Below are 14,012 nucleotides of genomic sequence, written 5' to 3'. Positions count from 1 at the left end.
TCCGTTGCTGAACCTGGCACCGCTGTTCGCGAGCAAGCTCGCTCCTACGAAAAGCATCCCGTTGCCCCGACAGAAACCCGTGGCTTCCGGTCCTTTGGTTAACTTGTTAACTTTATGCTCCGCCCCCATCCGGACCCGCCCATGCCCACCCCAGCCCACCCCCAGCGCCTGATCCTGCCCCTGGCCGCGCTGGTCGCCTTCGCGCCCCTGTCCATCGACACCTACCTCCCCAGCCTGCCGCTGATCGCCAGAGACCTGTCCGCCGGTGCCAGCGAGGTGCAACTGACCATCAGCCTGTTCCTCGCCGGCCTGTGCCTGGGCATGCTGTTCTACGGGCCGCTGTCGGACCGCTTCGGCCGCCGGCGCCTGCTGCTGGGCGGCATCTGTCTTTATCTGCTGGCCACCCTCGGCTGCCTGTTCGCCGGCACGGCTTCGGCGCTGATCGCCTGGCGTTTCTTCCAGGCCCTGGGCGGGGCGGCGGCCTCGGTGCTGGCGCGGGCCATAGTGCGCGACCTGTTCCCCCTGCAGCAGTCGGCGCGGGTGCTTTCGCTGATGCACCTGGTGACCATGCTCGCCACCCTGGTAGCGCCGCTGCTGGGCAGCCTGCTGGCCCAGGCCGCCGGCTGGCGCGCGGTGTTCGCCGTGCTCTTCGCCTTCGCCGCGCTGTGCCTGCTCACGGTGCTGTGGCGGATTCCCGAGAGCCTGCCGGCGGCGCAGCGCGGGCAGTCGGTGGCGCAGGTGTTCCACGCCTACGGGCGCATCCTCCTGCAGCCCAGGGCGCTGGGCTACATGCTGTGCATGGGCCTTTCGTTCGGCGGCATGTTCGCCTTCATCACCGCCTCGCCCTTCGTCTACATCGAGCATTTCGGCGTGTCCCCGCAGGCCTATGCCTGGCTGTTCAGCCTGAACATCGCCGGCATCATCCTGGCCACCAGCCTCAATGCGCGCCTGGTGGGGCGGCTCGGGCCGCAGCGGATGCTCGCCTGCGGCGCTGCCGTGGCTGCGCTGTCGGGGCTGCTGCTATTGGTCTGCGGCTTCACCGGCTGGGGCGGGTTGCCGGCGCTGGTGCTGGGCGTGCTGCTCTACGTCAGCGTCACCGGCCTGCTCGGCGCCAACTGCGTGGCCAGCCTGCTGGCGCTGTTCCCGCGCGAGGCCGGGGCCGCCGCCGGGCTGGCGGTGACCGGGCAGTTCGCCCTGGGCACGGCGTGCAGCGCGCTGGTCGGCGCGCTTTCCGATGGCAGCCCCTGGCCGATGTGCCTGGTGGTCGGCGGCGCCGGCATCGGCTGCCTGCTGGCCTTTCTCCTGGCCCGCTGGCACTCCCCGCAGCCGCTGGTGGAAGCGGCCTGAGCTAGGCCGGCTGCTGTTCCGTCCGCGCCGGGCGGCGCAGGCCCTGCCAGGCGCAGTAGGCCAGCAGCAGGGCGCCGGCCGCGGCCATCGCCCAGGGCCCGCCGTAGCGCGCCGCCAGCAGCCCGGCGAGCAGGCCGCCGATGGCGTCGAAGCCGAAGCGGGTGGCGGTGTAGATCGATACCACGCGGCCGCGCAGCGCTTCCGGCGCGCTGCTCTGGATGACGATGTTGGTGCCGACGTTGTTCACCGTGACGCCGAAACCCAGCACCGCCATGGCCGCCAGCGACAGCGGCAGGTGGCGGCTGAGGGCGAACGCCAGCAGCGCGCCGGCGCTGGCCAGGGCGGAGAGCAGGATGATCCGCGGCAAGCGCGCCGGGTCCTGGTGCTGCGCCAGGAACAGGCTCGACAGCAGCGAACCGAAGCCGGCCGCGCCCCACAGCCAGCCCAAGGTGCGCGCATCGCCGGCGAAGACGTCGCGGGCGAACACCGGCAGCAGCGCCGCGTAGCTGGAGGCGGTGAGGTTGACCAGCAGCACGCCGAGCATCAGCCGGCGCACGCTCGGGGTGCGCAGGGCATAGTCCAGGCCCTCGCGGAACACGCTGCCCATGCTGCCGCTGGCGCGCACCCCCGGCGCCAGGCGCACCCGCAGCAGGCCGGCCACCAGCGCCAGGTAGGACAGGGCGTTGAGGGCGAAGCACAGGCTTTCGCTGGTCAGCCCCAGCAGCAGCCCGGCCAGCGGCGGGCCGACGAAGCGCGAGCAGGTGAACAGCGAGGCGTTCAGCGCCAGGGCGTTGGGCAGGTCGGCGCGGTCGTCGACGAAGCGGCTGAGCAGCGATTGCCGCAGCGGCGTGTCGAAGGCGCTGAGCACGCCGAGCAGCGCCGACATGCCGACGATCAGCGCCGGGGTGATCAGCCCGCTGGCGGTCAGCCCGGCCAGGACCGCGGCCTGCAGGGCCATCAGGCTCTGGCTGGCGAGCAGCAGGCGGCGCTTGTCGTGGCGGTCGATCCAGGCCCCGGCCAGGGGGCCGATGAACAGCTGCGGCAGCAGCGCCACGCAACTGGTGATGCCCAGCAGCGCCGCCGAGCCGGTCAGCCGGTAGACCAGCCAGGCCAGCGCCACCTGCTGGACCCAGGTGCCCAGGGTTGAGACCGCATGGCCGGCGAAGTACAGGCGGAAGTTGCGGTGGCGCAGCGCGCGCAGGCTGTTCGGCCAGGAACGGGAAGCGGACATCGGCGGCTCGCTCGGGCGGAGGGCGAATGAGGGAAGGGCGCCATGATAACGGAAAAATTCCGTCAGAACGTTCAGATGTTAACGAAAGCCGCGCGGCGCCTGGCCCGGCGCCGATTTCGCCGCTTCCAGGGGCCGCTAAATCCCATGAAAAGTGCAATCGAGTCCGCGGAAGTTGCATTCAAGGCCCCGCCGGGCGGCTCCCATAATCGGCCCTGCCACTCTCGCCACGAGAGCCCTGCCGCCAGTCGCCAAGCATTCGAAGACGGCGGCGCGCCTCCAATAACAATCAAGGGTCGCCAAGATGAAAAAGCCAAACCCCCTGCTCGAAGACCTGAAATCCGTCCTGCCCGCCATTGCTGCCAACGCCGCCAAGGCCGAACAGGCGCGCACCGCGCCCGCCGAGAACATCGCCCTGCTCAAGGGCATCGGTATGCACCGCGCCTTCCAGCCCAAGTGCTACGGCGGCATGGAAATCTCCCTGCCCGAGTTCGCCGACTGCGTGGTCGCCCTGGCCGGCGCCTGCGCCAGCACCGCCTGGGCCTTCAGCCTGCTGTGCACCCACAGCCACCAACTGGCGATGTTCTCCAAGCAACTGCAGGACGAGGTCTGGGGCGAGAACCCCGACGCCACCGCCAGCAGCAGCATCGCGCCGTTCGGGCGCATCCAGGAGGTCGAGGGCGGCATCCTGTTCAACGGCGAGATGGGCTGGAGCAGCGGCAGCGACCACGCCGAATGGGCCATCCTCGGCTGCCGCCGGCAGAACGCCGAGGGCGAGCAGGTGTACTGCTTCGCCGTGCTGCCGCGCAGCGACTACGAGATCCGCGACGACTGGTACGCCGCCGGCATGAAGGGCAGCGGCACCAAGACCCTGGTGGTGAAGGACGCCTTCGTGCCCAACCACCGCATCCAGGCGGCCAAGGACATGATGGAAGGCCGCTCCGCCGGCTTCGGCCTGTACCCCTACAGCAAGATCTTCTACACCCCGTACCGCCCGTACTTCGCCAGCGGCTTCGCCTCCATCGGCCTGGGCATCGCCGAGCGCATGCTGGAAGCCTTCAAGGAGAAGACGCGCAACCGCGTGCGCGCCTACACCGGCGCCAGCGTCGGCACCGCCACCCCGGCGCTGATGCGCCTGGCCGAGTCCACCCACCAGGTGGCCGCCGCCCGCGCCTTCCTCGAGAAGACCTGGCAGGACCACGCCGAGCACGGCGAGCGCCACGAATACCCCAGCCGCGAGACCCTGGCCTTCTGGCGCACCAACCAGGCCTACGCGGTGAAGATGTGCATCCAGGCCGTGGACCGCCTGTTCGAGGCCGCCGGCGGCACCGCCTGGTTCGAGAGCAACGAGATGCAGCGGCTGTTCCGCGACTCGCACATGACCGGCGCCCACGCCTACACCGACTACGACGTCTGCGCGCAGATCCTCGGCCGCGAGCTGATGGGCCTGGAGCCTGATCCGAGCATGGTCTGAGCCACCACGCCCACACCCATCCTGCGGGCCGCACCGAACCGCTCTTCGTAGGAGCGAGCTTGCTCGCGAACCGACCCCGCTGCGGAATCCGTTCGCGAGCAAGAACTAGGCGTCCCCCTCGCTCCTGCAAGTGGGCGCCAACCGCAGATGAATCTCTTCAATCCCGCCGGCCCCCGCGCCGGTGCGGAGGAACCGCCATGAACCAGAACAATGAAGCGGGCCTGGACCCGCGTGCCTTCCGCCGTGCCCTGGGCAACTTCGCCACCGGCGTCACCGTAATGACCGCGGCCGCCGACGGCGAGCGTGTCGGCATGACCGCCAACAGCTTCAACTCGGTATCCCTCGACCCGCCGCTGGTGCTCTGGAGCATCGACAAGCGCGCCACCAGCCTGGCGCTGTTCGACAAGGCCAGCCACTACGCGGTGAACGTGCTGGCCGCCGACCAGATCGACCTGTCCAACCAGTTCGCCCGGCCCAGCGCCGACAAGTTCGCCGGCGTGGCCTGCGAGCAGGGCGCCGGCGGCGCGCCGCTGCTGCCGGACTGCGCGGCGCGCTTCCAGTGCGAGCTGCAGCAGAAGCTCGACGGCGGCGACCACTGGATCCTCATCGGCCGCGTGCTGGCCTTCGACGACCTGGGCCGCGCGCCGCTGCTCTACCACCAGGGCGTGTACTCCAGCGTGCTGCCGCACCCGCGCCTGCGCGAGGCCCAGGCCGGGGTGCCGCGCACCGCCTTCCAGGGCCGCCTGAACCACAACCTCTACTACCTGATGACCCAGGCGCTGCGCTGCTACCAGGCCGACTACCAGCCGCGGCAACTGGCCAGCGGCCTGCGCACCAGCGAGGCGCGCATGCTGATGGTGATGGAGAAGGACGCCGCCCTGGACACCACGGCGCTGCAGCAACTGGTGGCGATGCCGCTGCGGGAGATCGAGGAGGCCCGCGCCAACCTCGAACGCAAGGGCCTGCTGCAGGTGGGCGAGGGCGGCTGCGCGCTGACCGCCGCCGGCATCGACCAGGCCGAGACGCTGTGGAGCATCGCCGAGGAACAGCAGGCCAAGGTCTTCTCGCGCTTCAGCAGCGAGCAGGTAGAGACCTTCAAGACCGTGCTCAGGGGCCTGGCCCAGCCGCAGTAGAAGCTGTCAGAAGCGCTCGCTGGGCAGCAGGTAGCGCCACTGCCCCGGTTCCATCTTGCCCATGGACACGCCGCCCAGGCGCAGGCGGCGGATGCCCACGACCTTCAGGCCGACCTGGCGACACATGTCGGCGATCTGCCCGGGGCGGAAGCCCTTGCCGGCGAAGCGCAGGCGCGTCTCGTTCTGCCAGCTGACCTTCAGCGCCGGCAGCGGCCGGCCCTGGTACAGCAGGCCGTGGCGCAGGCGCGCCAGGCCGGCGTCGTCGAGGCTGCCGTCGACTTCCACCAGGTACTCGTGCTCGATGGTCGCCGCATCGTCCTGCAGGCGGTGCAGCACGCCGTAGTTCTGGGTGAACACCAGCAGCCCGCTGGCCTGGTCGTCCAGCGGCGTGGTGCTCTGCTGGCGGGCGAAGTGCTTGCTCAGCGGACGTTGCTCGGCGCTGTCGGCTTCCCAGCGATTGGCCGCCACCAGCAGGCCCAGGGCCTGCTCGGCGGAGTGGCCGGCCGGCTTGTACAGCAGCAGGGTGGCCGGCGGAATCGGCGCCGGGATGGCCCCGGGCAACAGCTCGACGCGCTGCCCGGCGACGCGGAAGTGCGGCTCGTCGACGGGTTGGCCATCCACCGTGACCCAGCCTCCCTCGATGTACAGCTCGGCCTCGCGGCGGGAGCAGGGCAGCAGTTCGGCGAGGCGCTTGGACAGGCGGGTGGTTTCGGTCATGGCAGGGAGTCGGCGGCGGGAAAGGCCGCCATTGTACTCCCGGGCCGCGGGTTCAGGGCGAAACGTCCTCGGGCTCCGGCGGCCGGGCGCCCTCGCGCACCCAGGTCATGAACAGCTGGAAGCCCAGGGCCAGCACCACCGGGCCGATGAACAGGCCGATGATGCCGCCGGTGAGCATCCCGCCCAGGGCGCCGAGGAGGATCACCGGCATCGGCACGGCGACGCCGCGGCCGAGCATCAGCGGCTTGAGCACGTTGTCGGAAAGCCCGGCCAGCACCGTCCAGACGGTGAACACCACCGAGCTGACGGTGCCGTAGTCGCCGCTCCAGAACACGTAGACGATGGCCGGCAGCGAGATCACCGCCACCGGCAGCTGGACGATGCCCAGCAGCAGCACGCCGAGGGACAGCAGGCCGGCGGCGGGGATGCCCATGACGATGAAGCCCAGGCCCAGCAGCAGAGTCTGGATGAAGGCCACGCCGACCACGCCCTGGGCCACCGCGCGGATGGTCGCGGTGCTCAGCCGGGACAGTTCCGGGCCGCGCTCGGGGCCGGAGACGCGCACCGCGATGTCTTCGGCGGTGCGCGCGCCCAGCGGGCCGTAGGCCATGATCACGCAGGCCACCAGGAAGGCGCCGAGGAACTGCAGCAGCTCCATGCCCACGCCGGCGGCCTTGGCCAGCACCGTGCGGGCCACGCCCTGCAGGTGCGGCGCGGCCTGCTGGGCGGCGCCGAGGAAGTCCTCGGCCAGCCGCTGCCAGGCGTTGTAGATGTAGGGCCCCACCAGCGGCCAGCCCGCCACCGCCTCGGGCGGCGTCGGGATGCGCAGGCCGCCGGCCTGGAAGCGGTGCGCAAGGTCCGCCACCGAGTCGGCGATGGAGAAGCCGATCAGCACCACCGGCACCAGCAGCAGGGCCAGGCCGACCACCGCCAGCAGCGTCGCCGCCAGGGCCGGCCGCTGGCCCAGGGTGCGCTGCAGCATGCCCTGCAACGGGTAGAGGGTGACGGCGAGGATCAGCGCCCAGAGCATCAGGTCGAGAAAGGGGTGGAAAATGCGGAAGCAGAACACCGCCAGGAACAGGATGAGACCGGCGCGTATCAACACGTCCAGCAGGTTGCGCGACAGTATCCGGTCCGCCGATGGCAGCATGACATCTCTCCTTGGAAAGCCTCGTGGGGTTCCTCAGAGCATTGGCGGTGCGCGGCGGAATGCAAGTCGGGCGGGAGAAATCGCAGGATGTCGAGCGAAAGTAGGAGTAGCGGGGGAGGGTACGCAGGGCTCTTGCTCGCGAACGCCCGGGCCGGAAACGGCGGGGTCCGCGAGCAAGCTCGCGCCTACGGGAGGAGCGGGGGGATTACTTCTTGCCGAGGCTGATGTGGCGGCTGGCGGCGCCGTTGGGCTGGCCGGTCACGCCCTTGGCGACTTGCTGGATCTCGCCGCCGGACTTGAGGAAGGCGGCCACCTGGGCTTCCAGGGCCTCGCGGCTGGTCACGGCCGCAGCGGGTTTCGGGGCGGACTTCTGGCGGGAGATGGTTTTGCTGGACATGCTTGCCATTACCTGTTCATTCGCGAAATGGCCGCCCATTGTACAGGAAATGACCGTCCTTCGGGGTGAAAATCGACCGAAGGGCCATTGCAGCGCCATCGCCGGGCCCGCGGCGGGGTGTTAACCTCGGTCGATTCCCGGTCGCCGCGAGCCCTCCATGCCCCTGCTGTCGTCCCGCCAGCGCAATGCCCTGCGCCTGGCCCGGGCCTTCCTCGGCCCCTACCGCTGGCGCGCCCTCGGCGCCCTGCTGGCGCTGCTGTTCACCGCGGCCATCACCCTGTCCCTGGGGCAGGGCATCCGCCTGCTGGTGGACCAGGGCTTCGTCACCCAGTCCGAGCACCTGCTCAACCGCTCCATCGGCATCTTCTTCCTGCTGGTGCTGGGCCTGGCGCTGGGCACCTTCGTGCGCTTCTACCTGGTGTCGTGGATCGGCGAGCGCTTCGTCGCCGACATCCGCCAGCGCGTCTTCGACCACCTGATCGAGCTGCACCCGGGCTTCTACGAGAGCAACCGCGCGCTGGAAATCCAGTCGCGGCTGACCGCCGACACCACGCTGCTGCAGACGGTGATCGGCTCGTCGCTGTCCATGGCCCTGCGCAATGCCCTGACCCTGGCCGGCGGGGTGATCCTGATGTTCGTCACCAACGCCAAGCTGACCAGCATAGTGGTGGCCTCGCTGCCCCTGGTGATCGCGCCCATCCTCCTGTTCGGCCGCCGCGTGCGCGAGCTGTCGCGGCAGAGCCAGGACCGCGTGGCCGACGTCGGCAGTTACGTCGGCGAGACCCTCGGGCAGATCAAGACGGTGCAGGCCTACAACCACCAGGCCCAGGACCGCGCGCGCTTCGGCCGCACGGTGGAGGCCGCCTTCGGCACCGCGCGCAAGCGCATCCTGCAGCGTTCCTGGCTGGTCAGCGTGGTCATCCTGCTGGTGCTGGGCGCGGTGGGGGTGATGCTGTGGGTCGGCGGCATGGACGTGATCGCCGGGCGCATCAGCCCCGGCGAACTGGCGGCCTTCGTGTTCTACAGCCTGATCGTCGGCATGGCCTTCGGCACCCTCAGCGAGGTGCTGGGCGAGCTGCAACGCGCCGCCGGGGCGGCCGAGCGCATCGCCGAGCTGCTGCGCGCGCGCAACCAGATAGTCGCGCCGCAGGAAGGGCTGCTGCGCCTGCCCGAACGCGTCGAGGGGCGCATCGAGCTGCGCGGCCTGCGCTTCGCCTACCCGTCGCGCCCGGAGCACTGGGCCATCGACGGCATCGACCTGGACGTGCGCCCCGGCGAGACATTGGCCCTGGTCGGCCCCTCCGGCGCCGGCAAGTCCACCCTGTTCGACCTGCTGCTGCGCTTCTTCGACCCGCAGCAGGGCGAGATCCGCATCGACGGCACGCCCATCACCCGCCTCGACCCCGCCGACCTGCGCCGCTGCTTCGCCCTGGTGTCGCAGAACCCGGCGCTGTTCTACGGCACGGTGGACGACAACCTGCGCTACGGCCGCCCCGACGCCAGCGACGAAGCGCTGCGCGCCGCGGCCCGCGCGGCCCATGCCGACGACTTCATCCAGCGCCTGCCCGAGGGCTACCGCACCCACCTGGGCGAGGGCGGCGTGGGCCTGTCCGGCGGCCAGCGCCAGCGCCTGGCGATCGCCCGCGCGCTGCTGGTGGACGCGCCCATCCTGCTGCTCGACGAAGCCACCAGCGCGCTGGACGCCGAGAGCGAGCACCTGATCCAGCAGGCCCTGCCGCAACTGATGAGCGGGCGCACCACCCTGGTCATCGCCCACCGCCTGGCCACGGTACTGAACGCCGACCGCATCGCCGTGATCGACCAGGGCCGCCTGCTGGCCCTGGGCACCCATGCCGAGCTGGTGGCCGGCAACCCGCTGTACGCACGCCTGGCGGAATTGCAGTTCGGCCAGGTGCAGAGCGTGTAGAATGCGCGCCTTTTCCCCGGAGTCCCGCACATGGCAGCCATCGGCCGTTTCAATTCCCTGCAGGTGGTCAAGCACACCGAGATCGGCCTGTTCCTCGACGGCGGCCCCCACGGCGAAATCCTCCTGCCCAAGCGCTACATCCCCAAGGACGAGCCCACCGAGCCGGGCGAGTGGCTGAACGTCTTCATCTACCTCGACAGCGAAGACCGCATCATCGCCACCACCCTGAAGCCCAAGGTGCAGGTCGGCGGCTTCGCCAGCCTGAAGGTGGTGGAGGTCAGCCGCGTCGGCCTGTTCCTCGACTGGGGCCTGCCCAAGGACCTGCTGCTGCCGCACTCGGAAGAGAAGCGCCCGCTGCAGGTCGGCGACTACTGCGTGGTGTACTGCTACATCGACGAGCGCACCCGCCGCATCACCGCCACTGCGCGCCTGGACCGCTACCTGGACAGCACCCCGGCGCACTACCAGGCGGGCCAGGAAGTGGACCTGCTGGTGGTGGAGCGCACCGACCTCGGCTTCAAGGCCATCATCGACGGCAGGCACTGGGGGCTCATCCACAAGAACGAGCTGTTCAAGTTCGTCCGCGGCGGCATGCGCGAGAAGGGCTACATCAAGGAAGTGCGCGCCGACGGCAAGATCAGCCTGAGCCTGCAGCCGGTCGGCCAGGCCGCCCGCGACGACCTCAGCGAGCGCATCCTCGCCGCCCTGCGCGAGGCCGGCGGCAGCCTGGCGCTGTCCGACAAGAGCCCGCCGGAGGCGATCAGCCGCGAATTCGGCGTGAGCAAGGGCAATTTCAAGAAGGCCATCGGCGGGCTGTTCAAGCAGGGCCTGATCACCATCCTCGACGACCGCATCGAGCTGCGCTGACTCCACCGGGCCGCAGCTGCCCCCGGCAGCCCCGCGGCCGCCCGCAGCGCGATCATCCAGCGGCAGGTCCGGCCGCCGCAGTCGCTACATCATGCGTTTGAAGCGGTGCCAGGCCTGTTCCCAGGCCAGCACCCAGCGCGGCATGGGCGCGCCGAAACCGGCCACTTCCAGGCGCGGGTGGTGGCCGACGACCATGTCCAGCAGCGGCTCCTGGTCGGCCCGCACGTCGACGAAGAACACGTGCCGGCCGGCCTGCAGCGAAGGCGCGAAGCGCCGCACGTCGCCGCTGGGCCGTTGCAGGCCGAAGAAGCTGCCTTCCCACAGGCTGAAGCCCAGCAGCACGGCCGCCAGGAACAGCACCGGAATCCAGCCGGCGGCGCTTTCGCTCCAGCCGCCGAAGTAACCCAGCGCCAGCACCAGGACCGCCAGGGCGACGCCGATGCCCAGCCCGTACTTGCCGCCGCGCACCAGGTCCTTGCGCATCACGTCCGGCACTTCGTGCAGGTGGCGCTGGTCGAGTTGCGCGTCCTGCTCGCTGAGCACGTGCATCTGCTCCTCGGCGATGCCGTTGGCCTTCAGCTCGCTCTCGACGTTCTCCAACTCGTCCAGGTCGTTGCTGATGTAGTAGTGCCTGTTCATGGAGCACCTCCAGGTCAGTCCCCCGGCTCCCCCTCGGCGAACGCTCCGGCGTTCGCGGCAGTTCCACGCGGATCGCAGCCCGATGGCCGCGTGTCACTCTTTGAATTTTACGCCCCTGAACGCTCCCGGCCCCCCGGGGCGACGGGCGTAGCAGGCCTTGCCAGGCGCCGGGCAAGGGGCGAGGATGCCAACTCACGCACAACCGCCAGCCAGGGGCCCAGGGGCATGATCCGCGAGATTCTCAAGATGGGCGACGAGCGCTTGCTGCGCGTCGCCCCGCCGGTGCCGGCGCAGATGATCGGCAGCGCCGAACTGCAACGACTGATCGACGACATGTTCGACACCATGCACCACGCCGGCGGCGTCGGCCTGGCCGCGCCGCAGATAGGCGTGGACCTGCAGCTGGTGATCTTCGGTTTCGAACGCAGTGAGCGTTATCCGGATGCTCCGGCGGTGCCGCCGACCATTCTGCTCAATCCGCTGATCACGCCGTTGGGCGAGGATATGGAGGAGGGCTGGGAGGGTTGCCTCTCTGTGCCCGGCTTGCGTGGGGCGGTGAATCGCTACAAGCGTATTCGCTATCAGGGGGTGGATCCGCAGGGGCAACCTGTCGATCGCACGGTGGAGGGGTTTCATGCCAGGGTGGTGCAGCATGAGTGCGACCATCTGATTGGTCGGCTGTATCCGTCGCGGATCACGGATTTCGGTAAGTTTGGTTTTACTGAAGTGCTGTTCCCGGGGTTGGATCCGAAGGCGGATGATTGAGGGGCCGCCTCCTGGGCATTTGGCGTGGCCGGTGAATCCAATCGCGGACAAAGTCCGCTCCTACGCCCGTGCCTCCCTGGAGTTGTAGGAGCGGGCCCTGCCCGCGATTCGCGCGCAGAGCGCGCTCCTACAGGGGAATGGCGCGGGTGGGGTCGCGTAGCGGATCTCATCCGCGAATCGCGCCGGGACGTCCGGTTATCACGGACAAGGTCCGCTCCTACCGCATGAGCGAGCACTGCTTTTCGTAGGATGGCGTTGAGCGAAGCGATACCCATCGGCGCAACCGCATGGGTTTCGCAAGCTCAACACCATCCTACGAAGAACCGACCCCCTGAGTAATTCGCGGACAACCGCCCCCAAGCGGCCGTCCGCAGCCGTTGGACTCAGGACGTCTGCCCGTGACTGCCGAGCAGCGCATTGCCGGATTTCTTCTGCTTTTTCGCCATGCGTTTCTCGTGGGCCGTCTTCAGGGGCTTCTTCTTGCCTTCCTTGTGGGCGTTCAGACCTTTGCTCATGACCGTTACCTCGTGGACTGGGAAGGGCTGGCATCCCTGCGTTCGTCGCTCCGCCGGCCCACGTGTGGGCCGGTGCTCCTACAGCATAGACCGGCCGGGTGCCTCAGGCGTCGCCGCTCATGCGCTCCAGTTCGCGGCGGACCATGGCCGCGTACTGCGGCGGGCCCAGGCGGTAGAGTTCGCCGGCCACCCAGGCCAGCCAGCGCCCGCCCAGGGCCTGGCGCTCGGCCAGCAGACGGCGGGCCTCGGCTTCGGCCCGGGCGGCGTGTTCGCGGTGATAGTCGGCGCGACTCATCCCTGACACTGGAGTTTCTGCGGGTCGATCTCGATGCTCGTCAGCGGCTTGCCGTCGCTGCCGTCGTAGTCATGGGCGACGCGGATGCCGTGCTCGCGGATGCGCTGCAACAGCGCCGGCTGCTGGCAGGTGGCGCGCTCCAGGCGGGCGCGCTGCTCGCCCTTGAACTTGTCCAGGGCATCGGCCTGCATGCCCTCGGCCTTCATGCTGGAAATGCCGTAGCGGTAGTGCAGCACCTTGCTGTCGGTGTCCAGGCGCACGTTCTCCAGGCGCGTCACCTGGTCCACCTGCACCGGCAGCTGCTTGCTCTGCTGCTCGAAGAAGGCGGCCGACTCCTTGAGGAAGGTGGCTTCGTCCTCCGCCCATGCCTGGGGTTGCAGGCTGGCGAAGGCAGCGCCGGCGAGCAGCAGGGTGGCGCCGAGGCGGCGGGCGGGGCGGAGCATCGGGATGGGCATGCGGGGTTCCTCCGGCTGTGGTTGCGCTGAAGTGTATAGGCCATTTCCGACACCTGCCCGTCGCCTGCGCAACTTCCCCTGGCCGCGGCGAGTGGCTAGGCTTGGCCGCAAGGACCGAACTTGAGCCGTGCCGGCGGGTCAACCGTCGACACGGAGCCGCGCCGCGGCCGGACTGCGGAGGAAGGAAACCAGGCATGCGATTCATGGATTTTCGGGGCCTGCGCCTGGGCCCCTGGCAACTGCTGAAACTGACCGTCAAGGAATTCCTCGACGACGAGATGCCCACCTACGCGGCGGCGCTGGCCTACCAGGGGCTGTTCTCGCTGTTCCCGTTCCTGCTGTTCCTCATCGCCCTGCTGGGCTTCCTGCACCTGCCGGAATTCTTCGACTGGCTGCGCGAGCAGGCCGCCTACGTGCTGCCGGGCCAGGCCCTGGAGCAGGTCAACCCGATCATCGACCAGCTGCAGCAGCGCCAGGGCGGGCTGCTCTCGGTGGGGATCGTGGTCGCGCTCTGGTCGTCCTCGGCGGCGGTGCGCTCGTTGATGAACGCGCTCAACGCCGCCTACGACGTGCGCGAGGCGCGCCCGGTGTGGAAGCGCGTGCCGCTGTCGCTGCTCTACACCCTGGGCCTGGCGGTGATGCTGATGCTGGTGACCGCGCTGATGATCCTCGGGCCGCAGGTGATGGGCTGGATCGCCGAGCGCATCGGCCTGCAGGATTACGTGGTGGTGCTCTGGTCGCTGCTGCGCTGGCCGGTGATGGTCCTGCTGATGATGATGGCGGTGGCGGTGATCTACTACGCCACCCCCAACGTCAAGCAGAAGTTCCGCTTCATCACCCCCGGCTCGGTGCTGGCGGTGGTGGCCTGGGTGGCGGCGTCCTTGGCCTTCGGCTTCTACGTGAAGAACTTCGCCGACTACAACGCCATGTACGGCAGCGTCGGCGCCATCATCGTGCTGCTGCTGTACTTCTACATCTCCGCCGCGGTGCTGCTGCTGGGCGCCGAACTCAACGCGGTGATCGAACACCACCTGCCCCACGGCAAGAACCCCGGCGAGCGCACCTTCGAACAGGCCGAGACGCGCAGCCCCGAGGAGGGCTGA

The 14,012-nt window shown here is 69.4% G+C and carries 15 protein-coding genes; 7 read left to right on the top strand and 8 right to left on the bottom strand.

The features are described from left to right. Window positions 1–141: 141 nt before the first annotated feature. Window positions 142–1,347 (top strand): Bcr/CflA family multidrug efflux MFS transporter, encoded by a 1,206-nt coding sequence (locus ACTWJ5_RS22385; protein ID WP_116423618.1) that lies wholly within the window; start codon window positions 142–144, stop codon window positions 1,345–1,347. A gap of 1 nt (window position 1,348) precedes the next feature. Here ACTWJ5_RS22385 and ACTWJ5_RS22380 read toward each other — a convergent pair whose 3' ends face one another. After that, entirely contained in the window at window positions 1,349–2,578 is a 1,230-nt protein-coding gene (locus ACTWJ5_RS22380; protein WP_116423619.1) for an MFS transporter, read from the bottom strand. Window positions 2,579–2,879: 301 nt separating this feature from the next. Here ACTWJ5_RS22380 and ACTWJ5_RS22375 point away from each other — a divergent pair, with 301 nt between their 5' ends. Beyond that, on the top strand, window positions 2,880–4,049 hold the full coding sequence (locus ACTWJ5_RS22375; protein ID WP_009621689.1) for a p-hydroxyphenylacetate 3-hydroxylase oxygenase component: 1,170 nt from the start codon (window positions 2,880–2,882) through the stop codon (window positions 4,047–4,049). Between the two features lie 197 nt (window positions 4,050–4,246). After that, window positions 4,247–5,182: a p-hydroxyphenylacetate 3-hydroxylase reductase component gene (locus tag ACTWJ5_RS22370; RefSeq protein ID WP_256512133.1), complete on the top strand. Its 936-nt coding sequence runs from the start codon at window positions 4,247–4,249 to the stop codon at window positions 5,180–5,182. A 6-nt stretch (window positions 5,183–5,188) separates the two neighbouring features. On the opposite strand, the gene ACTWJ5_RS22365 is transcribed toward ACTWJ5_RS22370, so the two are convergent. The 3 genes from ACTWJ5_RS22365 to ACTWJ5_RS22355 all read right to left on the bottom strand — a co-directional run bounded on the left by ACTWJ5_RS22365 (window position 5,189) and on the right by ACTWJ5_RS22355 (window position 7,446). Then, the gene (locus tag ACTWJ5_RS22365) at window positions 5,189–5,899 is read right to left on the bottom strand and encodes an rRNA pseudouridine synthase (RefSeq protein ID WP_444436580.1); all 711 of its coding nucleotides are present in this window, start codon (window positions 5,897–5,899) and stop codon (window positions 5,189–5,191) included. A 52-nt stretch (window positions 5,900–5,951) separates the two neighbouring features. Then, on the bottom strand, window positions 5,952–7,049 hold the full coding sequence (locus ACTWJ5_RS22360) for an AI-2E family transporter (RefSeq protein ID WP_444436579.1): 1,098 nt from the start codon (window positions 7,047–7,049) through the stop codon (window positions 5,952–5,954). A 205-nt stretch (window positions 7,050–7,254) separates the two neighbouring features. After that, window positions 7,255–7,446 carry a hypothetical protein gene (locus ACTWJ5_RS22355; protein ID WP_009621696.1) on the bottom strand — a complete coding sequence of 64 codons (192 nt, stop codon included), beginning with the start codon at window positions 7,444–7,446 and terminating at the stop codon, window positions 7,255–7,257. Between the two features lie 157 nt (window positions 7,447–7,603). Here ACTWJ5_RS22355 and ACTWJ5_RS22350 point away from each other — a divergent pair, with 157 nt between their 5' ends. Both ACTWJ5_RS22350 and ACTWJ5_RS22345 read left to right on the top strand, forming a co-directional pair. Continuing rightward, entirely contained in the window at window positions 7,604–9,373 is a 1,770-nt protein-coding gene (locus ACTWJ5_RS22350) for an ABC transporter transmembrane domain-containing protein (RefSeq protein WP_116423623.1), read from the top strand. 30 nt (window positions 9,374–9,403) lie between these two features. Further along, window positions 9,404–10,240, top strand: coding sequence for a CvfB family protein (locus ACTWJ5_RS22345; RefSeq protein ID WP_444436578.1), 837 nt, complete (start codon window positions 9,404–9,406; stop codon window positions 10,238–10,240). Between the two features lie 84 nt (window positions 10,241–10,324). Here the strand turns inward: ACTWJ5_RS22345 and ACTWJ5_RS22340 are convergent, their stop codons facing one another. Beyond that, complete coding sequence (locus tag ACTWJ5_RS22340; RefSeq protein ID WP_116423625.1) at window positions 10,325–10,879, bottom strand: magnesium transporter; 555 nt, start codon at window positions 10,877–10,879, stop codon at window positions 10,325–10,327. 225 nt (window positions 10,880–11,104) lie between these two features. Between ACTWJ5_RS22340 and def the strand changes: the two genes are divergently transcribed. Beyond that, a complete protein-coding gene (gene def / locus ACTWJ5_RS22335; RefSeq protein WP_444436577.1) occupies window positions 11,105–11,644 on the top strand; it encodes a peptide deformylase in 540 nt (179 codons plus the stop codon). Between the two features lie 383 nt (window positions 11,645–12,027). On the opposite strand, the gene ACTWJ5_RS22330 is transcribed toward def, so the two are convergent. The 3 genes from ACTWJ5_RS22330 to ACTWJ5_RS22320 all read right to left on the bottom strand — a co-directional run bounded on the left by ACTWJ5_RS22330 (window position 12,028) and on the right by ACTWJ5_RS22320 (window position 12,909). Then, window positions 12,028–12,159 (bottom strand): hypothetical protein, encoded by a 132-nt coding sequence (locus ACTWJ5_RS22330; protein WP_009621712.1) that lies wholly within the window; start codon window positions 12,157–12,159, stop codon window positions 12,028–12,030. A 103-nt stretch (window positions 12,160–12,262) separates the two neighbouring features. Next, the gene (locus ACTWJ5_RS22325) at window positions 12,263–12,454 is read right to left on the bottom strand and encodes a hypothetical protein (RefSeq protein WP_256512129.1); all 192 of its coding nucleotides are present in this window, start codon (window positions 12,452–12,454) and stop codon (window positions 12,263–12,265) included. Further along, a complete protein-coding gene (locus tag ACTWJ5_RS22320; RefSeq protein WP_444436576.1) occupies window positions 12,451–12,909 on the bottom strand; it encodes a hypothetical protein in 459 nt (152 codons plus the stop codon). Before ACTWJ5_RS22320 ends, ACTWJ5_RS22325 begins: the two co-directional genes overlap by 4 nt. Window positions 12,910–13,103: 194 nt before the next feature. Here ACTWJ5_RS22320 and ACTWJ5_RS22315 point away from each other — a divergent pair, with 194 nt between their 5' ends. Next, window positions 13,104–14,012: a YihY/virulence factor BrkB family protein gene (locus tag ACTWJ5_RS22315; RefSeq protein ID WP_009621718.1), complete on the top strand. Its 909-nt coding sequence runs from the start codon at window positions 13,104–13,106 to the stop codon at window positions 14,010–14,012.

Origin of the sequence: Pseudomonas sp. A6 (assembly GCF_052367875.1) — a bacterium.
Lineage (GTDB): Bacteria > Pseudomonadota > Gammaproteobacteria > Pseudomonadales > Pseudomonadaceae > Pseudomonas > Pseudomonas citronellolis.
The sequence above is the reverse complement of the archived record's forward strand: the minus strand, read 5'-3'. Positions and strand labels throughout refer to the sequence as shown.